The 20,792-nt window shown below is 41.6% G+C and carries 24 protein-coding genes; 8 read left to right on the forward strand and 16 right to left on the reverse strand.

Annotated features, from left to right (window positions below; all coding sequences use genetic code 11):
- Positions 1 to 74 precede the first annotated feature (74 nt).
- From IT970_RS06660 to IT970_RS06670, 3 genes are all read right to left on the reverse strand, one after another.
- A complete protein-coding gene (locus IT970_RS06660) occupies positions 75 to 491 on the reverse strand; it encodes a hypothetical protein (protein ID WP_036969014.1) in 417 nt (138 codons plus the stop codon).
- Positions 492 to 674: 183 nt separating this feature from the next.
- On the reverse strand, positions 675 to 1,580 hold the full coding sequence (locus tag IT970_RS06665) for a M14 family metallopeptidase (protein ID WP_036969012.1): 906 nt from the start codon (positions 1,578 to 1,580) through the stop codon (positions 675 to 677).
- Between the two features lie 64 nt (positions 1,581 to 1,644).
- A complete protein-coding gene (locus IT970_RS06670; protein WP_065979804.1) occupies positions 1,645 to 2,238 on the reverse strand; it encodes a hypothetical protein in 594 nt (197 codons plus the stop codon).
- Between the two features lie 160 nt (positions 2,239 to 2,398).
- Here IT970_RS06670 and IT970_RS06675 point away from each other — a divergent pair, with 160 nt between their 5' ends.
- Positions 2,399 to 3,436: an AI-2E family transporter gene (locus IT970_RS06675; protein ID WP_036969008.1), complete on the forward strand. Its 1,038-nt coding sequence runs from the start codon at positions 2,399 to 2,401 to the stop codon at positions 3,434 to 3,436.
- Positions 3,437 to 3,458: 22 nt separating this feature from the next.
- Here IT970_RS06675 and IT970_RS06680 read toward each other — a convergent pair whose 3' ends face one another.
- The 5 genes from IT970_RS06680 to IT970_RS06700 form a co-directional block, all read right to left on the reverse strand.
- The gene (locus IT970_RS06680) at positions 3,459 to 3,875 is read right to left on the reverse strand and encodes a hypothetical protein (RefSeq protein ID WP_196857697.1); all 417 of its coding nucleotides are present in this window, start codon (positions 3,873 to 3,875) and stop codon (positions 3,459 to 3,461) included.
- Entirely contained in the window at positions 3,862 to 5,199 is a 1,338-nt protein-coding gene (locus IT970_RS06685; protein WP_036969003.1) for an ATP-binding protein, read from the reverse strand. Before IT970_RS06685 ends, IT970_RS06680 begins: the two co-directional genes overlap by 14 nt.
- Positions 5,193 to 5,867, reverse strand: coding sequence for a response regulator transcription factor (locus tag IT970_RS06690; protein WP_036969002.1), 675 nt, complete (start codon positions 5,865 to 5,867; stop codon positions 5,193 to 5,195). The genes IT970_RS06685 and IT970_RS06690 overlap by 7 nt, the downstream gene beginning before the upstream one ends.
- A 2-nt stretch (positions 5,868 to 5,869) precedes the next feature.
- Entirely contained in the window at positions 5,870 to 6,121 is a 252-nt protein-coding gene (locus IT970_RS06695; protein WP_074988345.1) for a PepSY domain-containing protein, read from the reverse strand.
- A 160-nt stretch (positions 6,122 to 6,281) separates the two neighbouring features.
- Entirely contained in the window at positions 6,282 to 6,581 is a 300-nt protein-coding gene (locus IT970_RS06700) for a YciI family protein (protein ID WP_036968998.1), read from the reverse strand.
- A 175-nt stretch (positions 6,582 to 6,756) separates the two neighbouring features.
- On the opposite strand from IT970_RS06700, the gene IT970_RS06705 reads away from it, so the two are divergent.
- Entirely contained in the window at positions 6,757 to 8,181 is a 1,425-nt protein-coding gene (locus IT970_RS06705; RefSeq protein ID WP_036968996.1) for a sodium-dependent transporter, read from the forward strand.
- 50 nt (positions 8,182 to 8,231) lie between these two features.
- Here IT970_RS06705 and IT970_RS06710 read toward each other — a convergent pair whose 3' ends face one another.
- Both IT970_RS06710 and IT970_RS06715 read right to left on the reverse strand, forming a co-directional pair.
- Positions 8,232 to 8,870 carry a CPBP family intramembrane glutamic endopeptidase gene (locus tag IT970_RS06710; RefSeq protein WP_036968994.1) on the reverse strand — a complete coding sequence of 213 codons (639 nt, stop codon included), beginning with the start codon at positions 8,868 to 8,870 and terminating at the stop codon, positions 8,232 to 8,234.
- Between the two features lie 58 nt (positions 8,871 to 8,928).
- A complete protein-coding gene (locus IT970_RS06715) occupies positions 8,929 to 9,516 on the reverse strand; it encodes an inner membrane-spanning protein YciB (protein WP_036969278.1) in 588 nt (195 codons plus the stop codon).
- 192 nt (positions 9,517 to 9,708) lie between these two features.
- Between IT970_RS06715 and IT970_RS06720 the strand changes: the two genes are divergently transcribed.
- On the forward strand, positions 9,709 to 9,978 hold the full coding sequence (locus IT970_RS06720) for an HU family DNA-binding protein (protein ID WP_065979805.1): 270 nt from the start codon (positions 9,709 to 9,711) through the stop codon (positions 9,976 to 9,978).
- Between the two features lie 137 nt (positions 9,979 to 10,115).
- A complete protein-coding gene (locus IT970_RS06725) occupies positions 10,116 to 10,688 on the forward strand; it encodes a type 1 glutamine amidotransferase domain-containing protein (RefSeq protein ID WP_036968990.1) in 573 nt (190 codons plus the stop codon).
- Positions 10,689 to 10,740: 52 nt separating this feature from the next.
- On the opposite strand, the gene trpA is transcribed toward IT970_RS06725, so the two are convergent.
- The 6 genes from trpA to IT970_RS06755 are packed head-to-tail and all read right to left on the reverse strand — an operon-like array spanning position 10,741 to position 17,301.
- On the reverse strand, positions 10,741 to 11,553 hold the full coding sequence (gene trpA, locus IT970_RS06730) for a tryptophan synthase subunit alpha (RefSeq protein ID WP_036968988.1): 813 nt from the start codon (positions 11,551 to 11,553) through the stop codon (positions 10,741 to 10,743).
- Positions 11,550 to 12,734 carry a tryptophan synthase subunit beta gene (trpB, locus tag IT970_RS06735; RefSeq protein WP_036969276.1) on the reverse strand — a complete coding sequence of 395 codons (1,185 nt, stop codon included), beginning with the start codon at positions 12,732 to 12,734 and terminating at the stop codon, positions 11,550 to 11,552. The genes trpA and trpB overlap by 4 nt, the downstream gene beginning before the upstream one ends.
- 7 nt (positions 12,735 to 12,741) lie before the next feature.
- Positions 12,742 to 14,106, reverse strand: a complete 1,365-nt coding sequence (trpCF, locus tag IT970_RS06740) for a bifunctional indole-3-glycerol-phosphate synthase TrpC/phosphoribosylanthranilate isomerase TrpF (protein WP_118844200.1) — start codon at positions 14,104 to 14,106, stop codon at positions 12,742 to 12,744.
- On the reverse strand, positions 14,099 to 15,118 hold the full coding sequence (trpD, locus tag IT970_RS06745) for an anthranilate phosphoribosyltransferase (protein ID WP_118844201.1): 1,020 nt from the start codon (positions 15,116 to 15,118) through the stop codon (positions 14,099 to 14,101). Before trpD ends, trpCF begins: the two co-directional genes overlap by 8 nt.
- Before the next feature lie 9 nt (positions 15,119 to 15,127).
- Positions 15,128 to 15,733, reverse strand: coding sequence for an aminodeoxychorismate/anthranilate synthase component II (locus tag IT970_RS06750; RefSeq protein WP_065979808.1), 606 nt, complete (start codon positions 15,731 to 15,733; stop codon positions 15,128 to 15,130).
- Positions 15,733 to 17,301: an anthranilate synthase component 1 gene (locus tag IT970_RS06755; RefSeq protein WP_196857698.1), complete on the reverse strand. Its 1,569-nt coding sequence runs from the start codon at positions 17,299 to 17,301 to the stop codon at positions 15,733 to 15,735. The genes IT970_RS06750 and IT970_RS06755 overlap by 1 nt, the downstream gene beginning before the upstream one ends.
- Before the next feature lie 437 nt (positions 17,302 to 17,738).
- On the opposite strand from IT970_RS06755, the gene rnm reads away from it, so the two are divergent.
- From rnm to IT970_RS06775, 4 genes are all read left to right on the forward strand, one after another.
- Positions 17,739 to 18,578 carry an RNase RNM gene (gene rnm / locus IT970_RS06760; protein ID WP_036968979.1) on the forward strand — a complete coding sequence of 280 codons (840 nt, stop codon included), beginning with the start codon at positions 17,739 to 17,741 and terminating at the stop codon, positions 18,576 to 18,578.
- Between the two features lie 9 nt (positions 18,579 to 18,587).
- Positions 18,588 to 19,211, forward strand: coding sequence for an L-threonylcarbamoyladenylate synthase (locus IT970_RS06765; protein WP_036968977.1), 624 nt, complete (start codon positions 18,588 to 18,590; stop codon positions 19,209 to 19,211).
- Between the two features lie 8 nt (positions 19,212 to 19,219).
- Positions 19,220 to 20,053, forward strand: a complete 834-nt coding sequence (locus IT970_RS06770) for a segregation and condensation protein A (protein ID WP_268260788.1) — start codon at positions 19,220 to 19,222, stop codon at positions 20,051 to 20,053.
- Between the two features lie 183 nt (positions 20,054 to 20,236).
- On the forward strand, positions 20,237 to 20,791 hold the full coding sequence (locus IT970_RS06775) for a cytochrome b (protein WP_036968975.1): 555 nt from the start codon (positions 20,237 to 20,239) through the stop codon (positions 20,789 to 20,791).
- Position 20,792: the final 1 nt, after the last annotated feature.

Here is a 20,792-nt window from a genome sequence, read left to right on the forward strand (position 1 = left end):
AACGCAGGTAGCGACTGGTTTAATCACTCAAAAAGATTAAGTATTTTTGCACATTGGTATTAAATGGCTTGTTTTTAACAAGCCATTTCTGCTAACTCTAGTTGTTTTAGAACATAGGCCTTTGCACTGTCTAAATCATCATATAAACAGTCTAGAATTTGAATCGGTGATTGTGCTTGAGCAATTACACGCTTCATTTGGTTTAGCACAATGGATGAGCTAAATATAAACGCGGTGGCTTTACAATTGGTATCTTTCAACTCTTTTAATAAGCTGACAAAACCGTGCTCAGCATCTGGGGTAGTTGCATATAAATTTGTTGAATGACTAATGTATGCCCACGGTTTTCCAGCTAAATCGCAAATATGTTTTTTTAATCCAGCCGCGAAGTCGTTGACCAAACGTGCATTAATATTACCAGAAAATTGCCCAATAATAATGGGGCCATCAGTGATTATAGCGACACTGCCATAGTGATTCTTAAAATTCAATTTGCTTCCCTATCTAATTAAAAGAGCGCGAATTTTATACAATCTGCAGTGCGTGTCTAGCGATTTTTTGAACAATAGCGAAAAAGCATAACTTTTTCGCTATTGTTTATTTTAATTAATAATTTACCTGCATTACGTCCGTATGTGTATAATTTATATGCAACATAATTGATTTATAACTAACTAATTATTAACAACGTAATCAAGTGCTCCGGTAATAGAAGCGACTTGAGCATTGATGCAAATTGTATCGTTAGCGTGTGGGCTGTCAGGGTATACCTCTGTGGTAGTAACATATTTTGCATTGGTTAAACCCATGCATAAACCCAATTTTTTCGCCTCGTAATTTATGACGCCAAATTGAGTTTGTACAACACCAATGAGCTGGTTGTTTTCATCGCTTGGAGCAATATGTGTTACCTTTTCAACGGCTTTAATGATTGCGGTTTGAAAGGCATCCTGCGGTCGTTCACTGTCTGCAACAAGGTAAAAACCATCAGGAATGTTCCAATTATCGTGGGTTTTTGCATCTCGGGCTGCCAGCGCTGGACGAAACTCACTGTTATCGGTATCGGTTGTTTCATGCAAATCAACATGCACTAACGGTGCGATATCATGCTTTGCTAAAAAAGACATAATAGCTGCTGATTCTTCTGCGGGGCTATTTTTATAAAATGAACGATTAGGATCTGTTGCGTTCGGATTCCAGCGGTTGATTGTTTCGTAACCCCATGGGCTAATACACGGCGCAACCAAGATATTAAAATGTTCAAGGTAGTCAGCTGCTTTTGTTTTAGCAAAGGCTAGTGCACCATGAACGCCACTTGTCTCATAGCCATGAACACCTCCGGTTATCAGCACACACGGTTTATCTGCTTGCCAATGCTTACTTTTTAGAATGTAAAGAGGGTAGTTTTCGGTGTCATAACTTAGTGCACCATACTGCTCAATATCGAAGTGAGCTGATAAGGCGTCTAATTGTGAAACAACATCATCTTGGTAGCTTCGCTTGACAGATTGTAACTCAAGCCATGCTTTTTTATCTGCGTCGTTCCATGGCTTACCAGGGGTTCCGATAGGATAATTCATAAAATACCTTTTTGGATTTAGGTGCAAAAAAGCCAAGCTTAACGAAGCTCAGCATAGCCTGCAACTAGATAAGGTCAGTGGAAATATTTTCCTCTTCATACAGTTTTGCATGATGATGCTTATGAATATCAAACAAGTATTGACGCATAGCGTCTTCACCTTCGCAAATTTTTTCTATTTTAGCTGCAACGCCATTACTTGTGACACGCACAGGTTTTGCACTAATGACGACATGCTCATTATTCGGCAGATTAAAAGCGAGTAAAATTTCTTTATCGAGCGTTTCCTCAGCATTTTTGGGTTGCAACAATACGCCCGTGCTAGACAGTGAAATAATCAGGTATTGTTCTGTTTGCAATTCTAGGTTGGGGGTACGCCAGCTGCGTTCAATTCCTTTTGTATCGATCACTTCGGGGGCACTTAACGTGGGGGTAACTTGCCCTTTGTCGTCAACAATAAACTCAAGTGGAAACCACAATTGATAAATACCCACTTCAGCAAGTAAGGTTAGCTTGGCATTGTTTAACAGACCATTCAGCTTGTCGGGTAAATTAAAGTTAACAGATATTTTAGTGTCGGTTGTTAAATCTTTTACACCGTGTTCTGCCTCAAATAGGCTGTTGAAAAAAGAGAGCTCTTGTTCTGATAAATGTGACATTTATAACTCCTTTTAAGCGCCTTCAACGCATGGTAACTCAATATTATAATTTGTACAAATTTCGTACATATGCTAAGCACTTATTATGCCAAGTGCGTTGTGATTTATTTTGTTGCTCATTTCACTTACACTGGGGGAAATAGTTTACAAGGATTTTATTTTGTCGAGTTTGACGGGTGTTAATAAGAGTTTAGTGATATTTGCTGCATTAGTTATTGTTCTAGCAGGAATTAAAGCTGCAAGTGTGATTGTTATTCCATTTGTCTTGGCGGCATTTATTGCCATTATATGTAATCCCTTAATTCGTTTTTTTGCCCGATATGGCATCCCCAAAGCGATAGCAGTGATATTTGTAATGATGATAATTGTTGGTGTGGGGATCAGTCTTGCCGGGTTGGTTGGGCAATCGATGACAGATTTCTCGAAGAATCTCCCAGAATATAAAGCGCAATTAAAAGAAGAATTTGTGTGGGTAGTAAATGTTGCCGCGCGTTACAACATTTTGATAGACAAAGAACAAATAATATCACTGTTTGATCCAGGTAAAATAATCGATGTTGCCACTAACATGCTAACGGGGCTGGGTGGTGTAATGGCAAATCTATTTTTGATTATTCTAACCGTAGTATTCATGCTGTTTGAAGGCCCTATGTTGGGCAAAAAGATACATTTGGCATTAGATGACCCCGAAATGAAAATGAAGCAAATTGACCGTTTCTTAGACTCAATTAACTCCTATTTAGCCATAAAAACGATGGTGAGCCTAGGCACGGGTCTGCTGGCTGGTTTTATGCTTTGGGCGCTTAATGTTGATTATTTTGTGCTGTGGGGTGTTGTTGCTTTCATGTTTAACTACATTCCTAATATAGGGTCGATTATTGCCGCGATACCTGCAGTATTATTGGCGCTGATAACCCAGGGCCCGCTGGTGGCCAGTTTTATTGCCGGTGGTTATCTCGTTATTAACACTGTAATGGGAAATATTGTTGAACCAAAATTTATGGGTAAAGGCCTTGGTTTATCAACGCTGGTGGTTTTTTTATCGTTAATATTTTGGGGATGGCTCATGGGTACTGTAGGTATGTTGTTGTCGGTACCGCTTACGATGATCGTTAAAATTGCGCTAGAGACAAGTCAAGAAGGGCGCTGGCTTGCTACTTTGCTTGGTAATGGTGAAGAGTTAAAACTAGAAGATTAATAAAGGCGCTTAAGCGCCTTTTTTAATTTAATGGTCGTTGTAAAACTTTAATATGATTTTCTAAAATCTCAATCTCACAGTGTTTATAGGTAATTGCCGCTGTTGTTGCATTTGGCATTTTTTGTAAGTAGCGCCAACGACAGCTGTCTTCTAAATAACGTTCTTGGTTTTTTAAACTACGCTGAAAAATAGGCAAAATTTGACTATTACCTGTCTCTTCTTTAATTTTTTCGATATCCATTGTAAGTTTGTTGACCCACATTTTATGGTCACGTTGTAAATCTTCAATGGTTTGATCTAAGCATTGAATATAATGCCTAGTTTCATCAGGATGATTGCCTTTAAGCACACAGTTTTGATCTGCGATTGCATGCGAGCTGAGGGCGAGTAAGCTTATTAGGGCTGATGAACTGATTAAAGAAGGTCTATTTTTTATCATGATAATTAAACTCTAAGATAAACTCTGCACCACCTAGTTTTTCAGCATCGCTGATTGTTAGTGTGCCATTGTAGGAGTTTACTAAATCGGAAACGATGGCCATACCCACCCCATGACCGCTCTCGTAAGTGTCTAGACGTGTGCCACGTGTTAATAACGATTCACGCTTATCGTGTGGGACACCCGGGCCGTCATCACAGATACTCACCGTTAACGTTTTATTTTGTATAACCTTTATATCGACCTGAGAACGGCAGGCTTTACATGCATTATCAATTAAATTCCCAAGTAGCTCCATTAAATCAGTTTTATCCCCTAAGAAGTAATCTTTTTCGCTCACCTCTGAAGTAAAAATAATATCTTTATCACGATACACTTTAGTCATTGCACTTAGGATAGAATCAATAACAGGTTTGATGTGGGTTTGCTTTTTCCACGTGTCAGATGCTCCCGTTGCAGCGCGTTTTAATTGATGTTCGATCATCACATTTATGCGGTCTAGCTGTTCTTGTGCATCTGCGTCATTGGCTAAAGGGCTCGACTTTAATACAGCCAGCGGTGTTTTTAGGGCATGCGCCAAGTCGCTGAGTGAAGCACGGTAACGTTCTTTTTGTCGCTGCTGTGATTCAAGCAAAAGGTTTAAATCGGCTTTGATTGTTTGTAGCTCAACAGGGTAAAGCCCTTTTATTTGTTGATTATCACCCGATTCAATCGCTTTAATTTCTTTATCTAACCGTTGTAAAGGTCGCGCACTCCAAACAAAGCCGATTGCCATCAATGCCGCAATGGCTACCCCCATTACATACATCCAATTGACGAGTGTTTGTTTAAAACCATCCATTAAACGCAATAGAGCGTCGTTGCGTTTGAGCAAAATGAAGCGAGCATGCTCTGATTGATCGATGTTTTCTAATATAACGGTGAGCGTTAATTGCCAGTACACAACATTATTGTACTCTACACGGCGAAAATCAGCTGAGCCTGCAGGCGCTTCAAAGTTATCGGGAATAAAATTAATATTTGTGGCTGACTCAGAATACCAGACGGGTAAATCACCTCGGTAAATCATTGCATAGGTATCTGAATTTAATCGGTTTAATTCTGGCGTTAAAATTGTGCTTGGCATCACAATACCACGCTCGGTGAAATCAACTTCAGAGATCAATGAGTAAAGGTGAGCTTCAAGGGTTTTTTCGGTCGCTTCTACTAGGGAGGCATAATAAGCTTTACCAATTGAGAAAAATAAAATGGGTAAAGCGACCAATAAAACAAAGACAAGGATAAATCCTTGCCTTACTTTAAGCGGAATTTGCGATGCTACCACTGACTTTTAAGCCTGTAACCACGGCCGCGTAATGTTTCAACAGGGTTCAATGTACCCTCAGGGTCAAGCTTTTTACGCAAACGTAAAACAAAAACTTCGATAACGTTTGAGTCAAGGTCAAAGTCTTGGTCGTATATATGCTCAGTTAACTCAGATTTTGAGATCACTTTTTGCGGATTAACCATCAAGTACTCTAACACTTTGTATTCGTATGCCGTTAAGCTTAATTCTCTGTCATTAACCCAGACTTGTTGTGAGCGGGTATGGATTTTTATCGGGCCGGCTGTCATTTCTGGGTTTGCTTTACCTGCACTGCGGCGGATAAGTGCATTACAACGGGCAATTAACTCTTCAACATGAAATGGTTTTGTTAAATAGTCATCTGCGCCAGCATCTAAGCCTTCTACTTTATCTTGCCAACGGTCACGTGCTGTTAAAATCAAAATAGGGATTGTAATACCCTGAGCACGTGCTTTGTTGATTAGCTCAATACCATCAATTTTTGGTAAGCCAAGATCGACCACAGCCATATCAAGCGGGTACTCTGTAATATGAAATAAACCAGCTTCACCGTCGTGACAAAGGTCTACACTATAACGCTCTTTTTCTAGAGCATTACGAAGGTTGTCTGCTAAATGTAAATCATCTTCAATTACTAAAATTCGCATTCTTAATCCTTTTTCACTTCGCCAGTTTTTTTGTTCACGTGGACATCAACCACATGGCCGTTCGTTTTTAAAATTCTCACGGTATATATTTTTTCTTGCTCTGTGATCTTGAGGGTTCGGCCATCTTCAGCTTTTTTAGCTATAACAACAGCTTGCTTTTTAGTCACCTCAGCAGGTTGCTTGTTATTTGCAGCAGCTTGATAGCTTGAAAGTGCAAATAGTAGGCTAAAACTGAAGGCTAACAATATGCGCATGATGGGGAACTCCTAAACCAGACCCTTTTAGTTTAATTAACCAATTAACTAAAACTCAAGTAAAAACGTTAAATTAAGTGATTCAACGAGCAAATTTTAGTTAATAAGCAGTGAACAAACACTGAATTGTTGCTTCAGTTAAGTTCAGGCCTAAAAGGGCTTAACCAAATACTTTTTTAAACGGCTTAACCACAGAATTATCATAAACGCCCGCAGCGATATAAGGATCGTTGGCTGCCCATTCGCGAGCCGCTTCTAATGATTCAAACTCTGCAACGACTAAAGAGCCAGTAAATCCAGCTTCGCCAGGATCTTCATTGTCAGTTGCTGGCAATGGGCCCGCAGTGAATAATCGGTTTTGATCGGCTAACTCTTGCAGGCGAGCTAAGTGAGCAGGACGTGCAGACTTACGTGCCTCTAAACTATTTTCAACATCTGTTGAATAAATCATATACAACATGGTGTGTTCCCAAAGTAATTTTTGAAAATAGTAGCATATTCTTGTCAATAGACGAGAAGTTATTCGCGTAATAATCTTTACAGCTGGGCATATAGCTTTAACTTATAAAGCTTGAAATACGCGGTGTAACACTGGTAGAGTCGCGGGATTGAAAAAATAATAATAAGGTTTTTAAATGAGCGAAAAACGCGAGCATTTTAGCTCCCGCCTCGGTTTTATTTTAGCGGCAGCGGGTTCTGCTGTAGGAATTGGTAACTTAGTGGGTTTTCCAGTTTCGGCAACTAAAAATGGCGGTGGCGCTTTCCTTTTAGTTTATGCACTGTTTGTCATTTTTATTTGTTTACCGGTAATGATGGCCGAAATGGCAATGGGTCGCAAGGCGCAAAAAGATCCCCTTGGTTCGTACAAGCTTTTAGCGGGTAACGATCCTAAATGGAACTTTGCAGGCTTTTTAGCAGTATTAACGCCATTTATGATTGCTGTTTTTTATATGGTAATCACAGTGTGGATTTTTGGTTATTTATCGCAAACTGCATTGGGTAATTTAGATGCACTCGCTCAGCCAGATAATTTTGGCACGTTTATAAACAGTTATACTGTGTTTGGTTACATGGCTGTTGTCGCCATTATTGTAAATTTAATTCTGGTGGGTGGTGTTAAAGAAGGTATTGAAAAAGCCGCGAAGTTTATGATGCCAGCGCTTTTTGTACTTTTAACGGCCTTAGTTGTTTATGTATTAACCCTTGATAATGCTATGGCGGGTGTTAAATATTACATCGTTCCAGATTTCAGTAAAATGGATGCTAGCGTATTAAATGGGGCATTGGCTCAAGCGTTTTTCTCTTTATCGTTAGGTATGGGTATCTTAATGACCTATGCGTCGTATATTTCTAAGAAAGATGACATTGTTGGCAGTGCAAAAATGGTCGCGGTCACGGATTCATTAGTGGCATTTATTGCTGGTCTTATGGTGTTACCTGCTATTTTTAGTTTTAACCCAAATACAGATCCAAGTACGTTATCAGATTCATCAGTATCAATGATTTTTGTGTACTTACCCAAAATTCTGTTAGCTCTTCAAGCTGACATCGGATACTTTGGTGCGTCGGTCGTTGCTTTTGTATTTTTCTTATTGGTGTTTTTTGCCGCAATTACGTCATTGGTTTCAATTGTTGAAGTACCAACAGCAACGCTAAGCGATCGTAAAGGTATTAGCCGTAAAAAAGCGTTAGCTATTTTAACGCTTTCAACAGGTGTTTTAACGGTTTTATGCACCATGTCGTTTGGTATGGTGGAGTCGTTAACGTCGTTTGTAAATTATGGTGGCGCAGATAAAAGCTTATTCGATATTGTTTATGACGTGTTCTACGATACTATTTTGCCGCTGAATGGTTTAATGGTGTGCTTGTTCGTTATGTATCGCTGGAAAAAAGCAAATCTATCTGAAGAGTTAAGCCAAGGTTGTGAAGGTTATATAGGCAGCTTTACAGAAAAGTATGTGAACTTCTCTTTATCAACATTTATTCCGGCTATTTTATTGCTTATATTTGTAAATACTGTCGCAACGAAGTTCTTTGCATTTAGTATTTTCGGATTTTAAAAACCCGTTCGTTATTGAGCCGCGCACCTTGCGCGGCTTTTTTATATTCGCTAAATAGCCCCTGCATCTAAAACATCACCCAGTCCTAAAGTAAACATCCAAAGCCCCCATAAGCTGTGCTCGATAACACAAACAAAAGTGGAGCGGCTTTTCGCATATGTATAGGAGAACAACAGGCCGCCCATAAAGGCAAGCAGTACCGCAAGTACATTGGCATAGACAATATGAGCGAGGGCAAAGACTGAAGCACTCACAAAAATCCGCACTGTTTTGCTTGGCATAATGCGTTTATAACGGTGAAAAAAATACGTCCTAAAAATCAGCTCTTGTGGCATCACAGATAAAATAGGATAAAGCAGCAACAATAACAGCCAGTCGTTGAATGAGTTTCGGGGTAATGAAAACCAATTTTCTTGATTTATGATGCCGTAAAACATACCTGAAAAGAGTGCACCTAAAAAGAAAAAGCTAAATAGCCTGCGCTTAACGGCACTAAATTGACCAAGACTGGTTAAACGAAAGCGCTTAAAGTGGGGGTCTGATAACAGTAACATCCCGCAGACACTCATTAAAATGATTAGGGCGGGTATCAGCCAATTCGCAAGGTGTGCGCGTAACAAGAAGCCTAAAAGCGGAAGCGAAACAAATATGAGGGTAAATTCAAACCAGCGGTATTGATTGGCGTTCAATGTCGTCTCAGCGCGTTTTTTGTTTACGTTACCAAGCTAAGACGACAGTTTTATGACATTACAGTTCTTTCGTATCGGTGTTTTCGTCATCTTCGGGTAAGTATTTGAACAGCAGGATAATGGTCGCAAGTACGCAAACAAAGGTGATACCCATTAAACCAAATACTTTAAAGTTAACCCAAAAATCGAGTGAAAAATTATAAGCAATATAAATATTAAGTGCTGAGATACCCGCTGTAACAGCCACCCAGAATAAATTTAGTTTATTCCACAAGGAGTCGGGAACAATGACTTCTTGTTTACTTTCTGAGGCATTTTCTAAAATTGAACTCAATGCTTTTTTTACGAGGTTTTTACCAAGTACATAACGGCTAAATAATAAGGTGAAACTTAAAATTGCGTATACAATTGTGGCTTTCCATTTTACAAATTGCTCATCATGGAAAACTAACGTTAATGTTCCTAGCACGACGGCAATAGCAAAAAAGACCCAGTGGCGAGTCGGTACTTTACCTTCCTTAAAATAACAATACGCAACTTGTATCAAGGTAGTTAGCATAAGTACTGCTGTTGCCCAGTAAATATCAACGAGTTTGAAAACCGCAAAAAACAGAATCAGCGGAATATATTCAATAATTGCATGCATAGATTTTAAAATGCTCTCATTTAAAAAGATAATGGGTTGTATCAATATATTGGCTAAGATACAAGGTTGACTTAGCTTTCCTTAACGCTTAGCCTGCCGAGCCAATTTAACCTAAACCCGTGTTTAGGTTGTTTTACCTTATCTTTTTCCGCTTAACCTTAGATGATTAAGCGGCGTATTTTGGAGCAGTTTATGAATAAAGCCGCCTTAGTGTCACAAATGGCAGCCCACAGTGAATTAACTAAAAAAGACACCCAAGCAGCGCTGAATAGTATGTTAAATGCCATTGAAAAATCACTCTCAGAAGGTGATCAAGTACAAATTAACGGGTTTGGTACCTTTGCTTTAAGTTATTACCCAGCACGTAAAGGCCGCAATCCACAAACGGGTGAAGAAATTGAAATTGAAGGCGCAAATAAACCTGTTTTTAAGCCTGCCAAAGCTTTAAAGGATATTCTTTAAGTAGGATTTGCAAAGGCACTGTAGTATTTACAGAGCTTGTCGCAACTCATTAAATTTAATTTCAATAATATCAATGTATTAAGCTTGGCATGTTGTCTGCTTTTACTGGTGTAGTTTCACAGTAATAAGGAGGTAACATGTCAGATTTAAACAGCCAACTTAATGGTAAAAAGATTGCAATTCTAGCCACCAATGGCTTTGAACAAAGCGAACTACTGTCACCCCGAAGCGCTTTATTAGAAGCTGGGGCGCTAGTCGAAGTGGTATCTCTTGAACGTGGGGATATTACAGGCTGGAATGAAAATCAATGGGGGGAGCGTGTCACTGTAGACCGTGTTGTGAGTGAAGCTGATTCAACGGAGTATGACGCGTTATTACTGCCAGGTGGATTATTTAATCCAGATACGTTACGACAAGATAGCGATGCAAAAGCATTTGTGGATGGCTTCTTCAGTGCCGGTAAGAACAAACCGATTGCGGCGATATGCCACGGCCCATGGTTATTAGCCGAGATTAACAAATTACGTGATCGGAAAGTGACCTCTTATCCGAGCATTAAAACCGACTTAATTAATGCTGGTGCCAATTGGGTTGACCAAGAAGTGTGTGTCGACGAAGGGATTGTAACAAGCCGCAGTCCTGCTGACTTAGAGGCGTTCAATCGTAAGTTTATTGAGGAAATAAAAGAAGGCGTTCATCGTCATCATTAGTCATAAGAAGCAAAAAAGGGCCACAGGGCCCTTTTTTAATATTGGTTGCGCGTTACTTCGTTGCCGCTTTCATACTGGCAACAAACGCCTTTAAACCACTTAGCATTGCTGCTTGGTCGTCAAGGTTTGCTTCGATGATTTTTACAACCGCAGAGCCTGAAATTGCACCAGCAGCACCCGATTCAAGCGCCGATTTCACATCATCAGGTGTTGATACACCAAAGCCGAGCAAAGCAGGGGCTGCATGGTACTCTTTTAACTTTTTAACCAATGAATCAGCAGGCATTTGTGCTTTGGTTTCAGTGCCCGTAACCCCCGCGCGTGAAAGCAAGTAGGTATAACCACGGCCATAAGATGCACACTGACGTAAGGTGTCGTCATCGGCATTCGGGGTTGCGATAAAAATTGGGTCAATGCCATTTTTCATTGCCGTTTGACGAAACAGCTTTGATTCGTGCAGCGGCACGTCAGCCACTAAAATTGAATCAACACCGGCGTCTTTTGCATCGTGATAGAACTTTTCGATGCCCCGTTTAAACACAAGGTTTGAATACAGTAATAAACCGATGGGAATGTCGGCATTGTATTCACGTACTTGTTTAATAATATCAAAACAGTCTTGGGTATTTATGTTCTCATCAAGTGCGCGAATGTTCGCTGCTTGAATAACTGGGCCATCGGCAATTGGATCTGAAAACGGGATACCTAGCTCAAGCGCATCTGCGCCGCCATCTATCAAACTTTTGATGATTTCTACACTGAGCTCTTTATTAGGATCGCCAATGGTGACAAAGGGCACAAACGCACCTTGGTTTGTCTCGTTTAATGTGGCGAACATGTGTCCGTAACGATTAGTTTGGCTCATAGCGCGCCTCCTTCTGATAAAACACTGTGAACGTGAGCCAAATCTTTATCGCCTCGGCCACTTAAATTAACCACTAAAATTGTGTCTTCGGTTTGTTGCTCGGCATATTTCAGTGCATAAGCCAGTGCATGACTCGATTCTAGCGCAGGGATGATCCCTTCATTTTTAGCAAGGAGCTGAAATGCTTCAAGTGCTTCGGTATCGGTAATACCGACGTACTGAGCTCGGCCTGTTTCATGTAAATGAGCGTGTTGAGGACCCACCGCAGGGTAATCAAGGCCAGCAGAAACAGAGTAAGACTCTTCAATTTGGCCATCATTATCTTGCATAATGTACGTATAGGTGCCGTGTAAAATACCTTTCGTGCCTTTACATAAAGTAGCACCGTGCTGGTGGGTATCTAAGCCTTTACCCGCAGGCTCTACACCAATGAGTTTTACACTTGGCTCATCGATAAAATCAGTGAACATACCAATGGCATTTGAGCCACCCCCTACACAGGCTAATACGGCATCAGGCAAACGGCCTTCTGCTTTTAATACTTGCTGTTTTGCCTCTTCGCCGATCATTTTTTGGAACTCGCGAACCATGGTCGGGAATGGATGCGGACCTGCTGCTGTACCTAGCAAATAATGGGCATCTTTGTAGTTTGCAGACCAATCACGAAGTGCTTCGTTTACTGCGTCTTTTAACGTACCAGAACCGGCTGTTACAGGTATAACTTCTGCGCCCATTAACTTCATACGAAACACGTTAGGCTGCTGACGCTCAACATCTTTTGCACCCATATAAACGCGGCATTTTAAACCAAGTAGGGCACACGCAAGTGCTGTTGCAACACCGTGCTGACCAGCCCCTGTTTCTGCAATCACTTCTTTTTTACCCATGCGTTTTGTTAATAACGCTTGGCCCAGTACTTGGTTGGTTTTGTGTGCACCACCGTGAAGGAGATCTTCACGCTTTAAATACAATTTAACCTTGGGGTTTTTTATTAAGTTTCGGGTTAACGTTAATGGCGTTGGACGACCTGCGTACTCATTCAATAATTTTTCAAATTCTGCCTGAAAAGCAGGATCGTTTTGTGATTTATTAAACTCTGCTTCTAATTGCTTAAGTGCTGGTACAAGCAGTTGTGGTACGAACATACCACCAAATTCACCGAAATAAGCTGGATTTTGCATTCTAACCTCAATAATTTCTGATATGCGAAAACGCATTGTGTAATTTTGTTGGGCATTTTTTACCTGCTGACGCTTCTACGCCAGAATTTAGGTCAAGCCCCTTGGCACCGCGATAAAGCGCTGCATGAATATTCTCTGGATTTAAGCCGCCCGCTAACATAAATGGCACTGTGGCTGTGTCTAATATTGACCAATCAAAGGCTTCGCCAGTGCCACCTTTTTGGGTTTTGCTGTATGTGTCGTATAAGTGGCGGTCAACCCCTTCAAGCGGTTTTGGTAACGTGCCATTTACCGCTTGCGCTTTCCAAATCTCACAGCCAAGTGGCAACTGCTTTCTGAGACTTTGAATATACTCGCTATTCTCATCGCCATGTAATTGGACGGCGGCTAATTTTAGGCTTTGTGCGTAGTCAACGACTTGTTCAAGTGGTGCGTTAACAAACACGCCAACATAGGCAAGCGGGGCACTTTGTGTCACTTGTTTTGCGCAGTCAATATCAACATAACGAGGCGATTTAGGGTAAAAAATTAACCCTCCATACACCGCACCACTTTGATAAGCAGCCTCAGCATCTTGTGAACGGGTTAAACCGCACACTTTATTTTCACCTAAAATCACCTTGCGGCAAGCTGCGTCTAAATCGCGTTCAGCCATGAGTGAACTGCCAATTAAAAAACCGTCACATAAAGGAGCAAGGCGTTTTACATCGTTGTGTGTGTATATACCAGACTCTGAAATAACTACTTTGTCGTTTGGTATTAAGGTGCGTAAGCGTTCAGTGGTTGCCAAGTCCGTACTTAAATCACGCAGGTCTCTGTTGTTGATGCCAATCAAACGAGCATTCAGTGCAAGTGCACGGCTCACTTCTTCTTCGTTGCTAACCTCAGTCAGCACCGACATATTTAAAGTATCTGCGACGTTATGCAGTGCTAAGTATTGCTCATCATTGAGTACTGACAGCATTAATAAAATGGCATCACCGCCTGATAACCGTGCCAAATACACTTGGTACTCATCGATGAAAAAGTCTTTACAAATAATCGGCTGCTCAACCTGACTGCGCACATACTCAAGGTAGTGATAGCTTCCTTGAAAATATTTCTCGTCGGTTAATACGCTTATACAGGTTGCGTATTTTTTATAGACCGCTGTAATTTCATCTAAGTTAAACGGTTCACGGATAAGCCCTTTAGAAGGCGATGCTTTTTTACATTCTAAAATAAATTGTGTGCCTTTTGCTGCCAGCGCACCTTCAAAATCACGGGTGGTTGGCACAACATCCGCAATGAATGATGTAAGTGGACGCTGTGCTTTTCTGGTTTCAAGTTCGATACGTTTGTCGGCAACAATTTTGTCTAATACGTTAGCCATGACTTACCTCAATAATTGCGTTCAATGTGTTCATCGCGCTGCCAGATGCTAACAACTCGGTTACGTGTTTCGCGGCTGTTTTTAAGTCGCTTGCTTTGCCTGTTAGGTAAAGTAGCGCTGCAACGTTGGCAATAATGGCTGCGTTGTGAGCGTCTTCCCCTTGGCCTTGTAAAATCGCTAAACTGGCTTTCGCATTATATTCTGGGCCTTGACCTGCTAATTGTTCAAGTGAATAGTTTGCAAGACCAAAATCGTTTGCTGTCAGCGTGTACTCGGTTAGTTTGCCATCATTGAGCTCAACGACCTTGGTTTCGCCGTGTAGCGCAATTTCGTCGGTACCGGCTCCATGCACTACCATAGCGCGACGCGTGCCGAGGGTTTTTAGGGTTTCGGCCATCGGTAAGCAAAGAGATGCATCGTAGACACCAAGCAATTGCACGTGGGGGGCGGCTGGGTTGGCAAGCGGACCTAAAATATTAAAAATAGTGCGACTTTTCAGGGCAGTACGTACCCCCATCGCATGACGCACACCGCTGTGATAATGCGGGGCAAATAAAAATGCAAAGCCAGTGTTTTCTAAGCATGTGGCAGCTTGCTCTGGGCTCATATCAATATTGATGCCCAAGGCTTTTAGTAAATCAGCTGACCCCGAGTTACTCGATACGCTACGGTTGCCATGTTTTACCATATTGATACCCGCGGCTGCGGCAACAATGGCAGCCGTGGTACTTATATTAATCGTATTTGAGCCATCGCCACCGGTACCGCAGCTATCGGCTAACAGTGTTTTACTGGTGGTAAATGGCACTGCGTTGGCGCGCATAGATGCTGCAGCGCCAGCGATTTCGTCGCTCGTTTCACCTTTAAATTTTAACGCGATAAGTGCAGCAGTTAGCTCTATATCATTTAATTGGCCATTCATTATTGCATCGAATAAGGCACTTGATTGCTCAAACGATAAGTGTTGATTGGCCAATAATTGGTTTAACGGGGATAGGGTTGTTGCTTCCATGTTATTCCTCTACTGCACGCGTGCGGTTAAAAACTCAATACTTTGCTGTAATAGCAAGGCGCCGTTTGGCGTTAAAATCGATTCTGGATGAAACTGGTAACCAAGTGCATTATCTTGCGGGTGATAAATTGCCATTGGAATATTTTCATACGAGGCAATGACATCGACTGCGTCTGGCACTTTAGTTGCCATGAGTGAGTGATAACGCGCTACTGGCATTTTTTCACCCATCCCTGCAAATACAGGGTGATCAGACAACGCAATAATCGACGATTTACCATGAACGGTTTCACCTGCATGGCCAATCACGCCACCATAACTTTGTGTTAATGCTTGTTGGCCTAAACAAATACCTAGCATTGGGAAACGTCCCTTACAAAGCTCAATTAATGCCATTAAGCAGCCCGCATCTGAGGGGGCTCCCGGCCCAGGTGATAACACGAGTAATACTGGCACAGTTTCTTGGCACATTTTGTTATAAATGCTTTGTGCACTGATATTGTTACGGTATACCACTAACTCGCACCCTAACATAGAAAGTTCATCGACTAAGTTATAACTAAATGAATCAAAGTTATCTAAAAAGTAGATTTTATAGGCTGATGGTGTGTTCATTATTGTGCCTCATAAGTCGATTGAATTGCGGTAATCACTGCTTGTGCTTTAGCGCGCGTTTCATTGGCTTCTGACTGCGGGTCTGAATCAAACACCACGCCAGCACCTGCCTGTACATAAGCCATGCCGTTTTTCACAAAGGCTGAGCGAATAACAATACAGCTGTCCATCGCACCATCACCGGTTAAATAACCAACTGCACCACCGTAGCTACCACGGCGCTTTTGTTCTGTTTGACGTACAAGTTCAGCGGCTCGTACTTTGGGAGCACCGACTAAGGTGCCCATATTCATACATGCTTGATACGCATGCAGGGCATCAAGTTCAGGTTTTAATGTACCGACCACGCGTGAAACTAAATGCATCACTTGTGAGTAGCGGTCTACTTTTAATAGCTCTTTGGCATGGCGTGTACCCGGCACGCTTATACGGGCGACATCGTTACGGGCTAAATCAACCAGCATTAAATGTTCAGCGCGCTCTTTTTGGTCGTTACGTAGTTCAAGTTCAATGCGGCTGTCTAAATCTGGGTTTATTTGTCCATTGGCAAATTTACCGCGTGGGCGAGTACCTGCAATTGGATACACTTCAACTTGCTTGCTATCAACACAATATTTAAGTGCTGACTCAGGCGATGCACCAAATAACACAAACTCTTCGTCGCGCATGTAAAACATGTAAGGACTGGGGTTTTGTTGCTTAAGTTGGCTGTAGGCATGAAGTGAATCTGGGCAGGTAAGAGAAAAAGTACGTGATGGTACGACTTGGAAGATATCGCCATCGACAATGTTCTTTTTTAATTTGATGACATGCTCGCAGTATTGCTCATCGCTGACATCAACCGAGACAGAGCTTGCACCGCTTTGCTTTTGTCCTTGGTATTGCGCTGCGTTGTCACATTCGCTGTTCAAGCGTTCTAGCTGCTGACCGACTTCGAAGCAATTGGCGTGCACTTCTGGGCCGTTAAACACATTACCAATCAACTCGGTGGTTTTGGCTTGATGGTCAATTATCACAAGTGTTTCGGCTAAATAGAAAACATAGTCTGGGCAGCTGTTTTCACCTTCAGGTACGTCAGACAGCGTTTCAAAATTTGCGACCATGTCGTAGGCAAACACCCCGCCAAGAAAGACTGAAAAAGGGTTGTCTGTGGTGCTTTTTATACTGTTTATACAGCTACGAAGAGCGCTAAAAGCATTGTCGGCAATCAGTTTGCTGGCTTCGTCAATATCGCTCGCTACTTCGTTGTAGGTCAATGTGAGTGTGTCTTCAATAAGCACTGCATCGCAGTTTTGCACATGGCTTTGTAAATAAGGTAGTAATTGTTTGCCGTTATTTGACTGTGCTGTCAGTGTGACGTGTTTACCATGGCAAACAATACGTAGCGCTGAGTCAACCAAAATTAGGCTTTTGACACTGTCTTTAGAGTCAATTTCTGCAGACTCTAACAGCAGTGAATTGGGTTTATCGAGTAAACTGTATAACGCAAGTGGGCTACTAATGTAGTCACGCACTTGAGTGATACTGGTCACCTCACCCGGTGTCGTTGTTATATGACTAAAAATCAAACCTTATTCTCCCTCATTCCCAAAAATAAAAACCCCGCAAAGCGATGCTTAAGCGGGGTTCGTATAATAATGTCTATAAATTAGATAGACCCTTACCGTCCCGCTAAGCCAGGCGCCACCACCAATGATGTGTAAGAGTTGCTATGTTATTCATTTATAAAACCTTAAAATTTAGATATAAAAAAACCCGCTACATGAGCGGGTTTTGAAATCGTATAGACACGACAATTCGTCACCCGCTAGTTACGAGTGCCACCACCAAATTGTGATTTGAATTGTTTTGTTCATTGTTATTTCTTTTTCAACGTGTCTTAAAGTGCATACAGTAAAGCGTACCTGAGCCGATACTGTCAAGCATTAATTTACAACAATTAGTATAAAATCTTTGTTATACTCCTATCAATGATTCAAGAACTTACGTTAAGCAGTCTTTTCCTTTGATAAAATACGATTTACATAGCCACACCACATATTCTGATGGTCAGCTATCAGTCGAGCAACTATTACACCGCGCGGTTGAAAAAAATATAGATGTGTTCGCAATTACCGATCACGACACATTGGCGGCGATAGCCCCTGCACGTGACATCATTGCGAATGACGATTTACCGCTTAAATTAATTGCCGGTGTTGAAGTGTCAACTAAGTGGGAAAGCTTTGAAATTCATATTGTTGGTTTAAATATCGACGATGAGAATGAAGCCTTGATTTCGCTATTAAGCTCGCAACAGGCGAAGCGTGAAGAGCGTGCCATCGAAATAGGTCATCGCCTCGCAAAAAATGGTTTTGAAGGTATTTATGACGACGCGAAAGCATTTGCCGACAATGCCCAAATTACCCGCGGGCACTTTGCTCGCGCACTCATTGAGCGCGGCGTAGCCAAAAACTTTCCAGGTGTCTTTAAAAAATACCTAGGCCGTGGCAAAACAGGCTATGTACCAAGTTGCTGGTGCGATATGCAAACGGCGATAGCGGCTATTCATCAAGCGGGTGGGGTGGCTGTTCTGGCGCATCCTGGTCGTTATCAAATGTCGAATAAGTGGTTGCGTAAGTTGATAGTCGAGTTTAAAAACGCGGGGGGCGATGCAATGGAAGTTGCACAACCCCAGCAAGCACCGAGTGAACGCCAGTTTTTAGGTGAGCTTTCTAGAGAATATGATTTACTCGCCTCACAGGGGTCAGACTTTCATTTTCCTACAAGCTGGTTGGAGCTGGGAAAAAATTTATACTTACCCAAAGATTGCCAAGGTGTTTGGCAAGCGTGGGAAGGGCAATAGGAGTGTGTAATGAGTCAGTTTTTTCATATCCATCCAGATAATCCACAACCGAGATTAATTAGTCAAGCTGTTGATATTATTAAACAAGGTGGAGTTATCGTGTACCCAACTGATTCGGGTTATGCGATTGGTTGCAGTATTGGTAATAAACAAGCAAAAGAGCGCATAGAACGTATTCGAGGCATTGAAAAACACCATAATTTTACCTTGGTATGTCGCGATTTATCTGAGCTCTCAACATATGCACGTGTAGACAATCAGCTGTTTAGGCTGATTAAAAATAACACACCAGGACCGTACACCTTTATTTTTAAAGGAACCAAGGAAGTTCCTAAACGTTTACTAAACGAAAAGAAAAAAACCATTGGTATTCGCGTTATTGAACACCCGATTACATGTGCCTTATTGGCTGAATTAGGGGAGCCGTTGATGTCGTGTTCCTTAATTTTACCGGGTGAGCAATTCACCGAAGCTGATCCCGATGAAATTCGTGATCGCATCGAAAAGCAAGTTGATTTAATTATTCATGGTGGTTATCTTCCTGAACAGGCCACTACAGTGATTGATTTATCAGATGATGATATCGAAATTTTACGTGTTGGTTGTGGCGATACTAAACCGTTTGAAATATAGAGACATCATTGACAAGCTCAGAGCGTAATGCCCCAAACGACATACAAGAGCCAGTGCAGCAAAAGCTGCCACTGGCTTTTTTGCATGGTAAAGCGGTGGTCGACAAGCCTGAAGATTTATACATTCCACCCGATGCACTTGAGGTTATTTTAGAGACCTTTGAAGGTCCGCTCGACTTACTCTTGTATTTAATTAAAAAGCATAAATTAGATGTACTAGAGCTGTCGATTTTTAGTATTACGGAACAATACGTTCGCTATGTTGAAATGATGAGTGAGTTTCAACTCGAGCTTGCGGGTGAATACCTAGTGATGGCAGCCTTGTTAGCACAAATTAAATCACGATTGCTGTTACCAAAACATGAGGAACTGGAAGAAGACGACGATCCGCGCGCAGAGCTAGTCAGACGCTTACAAGAATACGAGCAATTTAAAAAAGCAGCAGAAAACCTTGACGAGATCCCTCGAGAAGGTCGTGATATTTTTGTAGCAGAGGCATTAGCCCCCGAGTTTAGCGAGCGTGAAGCGCTATTACCAGACGTCGAAATGAAAGACTTATTACTTGCATTAAGCGATGTAATGGCACGTGCTAAAACATTTGAACATCATCATATCACCGCAGAAGCACTGTCTACTCGTGAGCGCATGAGCTTAATTTTAGACAAGCTATCCGAAGCCCAATCACAATTACCATTCCATACGCTGTTTACCGTTGAAGAAGGCCGAAGCGGTGTCGTTGTAAGCTTTATCGCTATGCTAGAGCTGGTAAAAGAAAACCTCATAAGCTGCTTTCAAGTTGATGCCAATAGCCAGATTTACGTAGGGCTGGTGGAAGAAAGTTAAAGTTTAAAGCTGTCAGAGTTTAGACACCCGTTTTACTGAGAGAAGCTTTTAATCCACTAACCACTGACTATTCTAATGTTACTTGTGCGTATACGCACAGAAGCTGTTTGTTTTACGCTATTTTCATTGTATTACAGCTGAGCTAAGCTGTGTTTAGTTTCATGGTTCTCATGGGAAATGAGTATGTTAAAGAATTCAAAGTCAAGTTACGGCTGGGTAGCTATCTTACTTCACTGGTTAATGGCACTTGGGGTATTTGGTCTGTTTGGCTTAGGTGTCTATATGGTTGAGTTAACCTATTACGATACGTGGTACAAAGGCTCTCTTGATTTACACAAAAGCGTTGGCATTACCTTAGCTGCTTTATTATTGTTTCGATTTGGCTGGCGTTTATTAGGCACGCAACCAGACCCTGTTGCAGGAAGCTCTAAAGCGGTAAACATGGCTGCGCACTCTGTACATAAATTAATTTATTTAGCCCTTATTGTCATTGTTACATCTGGCTACTTAATTTCGACGGCTGATGGCCGTGCGATCGACGTATTTAACTTATTTGCTGTTCCGGCTTTACCCGAGTCGGTGGCTAATCAAGAAGATATTGCAGGTAAAATTCACTTTTATGCCGCGTATGGGCTTATAGGTGTTGTTGTTTTACATGCTTTAGGGGCACTAAAACATCATTTTATCGATAAAGATAAAACCTTAATTAGAATGATCAAACCATTGAAGGATGATTAAT

This window comes from Pseudoalteromonas sp. A41-2, from assembly GCF_015767615.1.
Taxonomy (GTDB): Bacteria; Pseudomonadota; Gammaproteobacteria; order Enterobacterales; family Alteromonadaceae; genus Pseudoalteromonas; species Pseudoalteromonas lipolytica.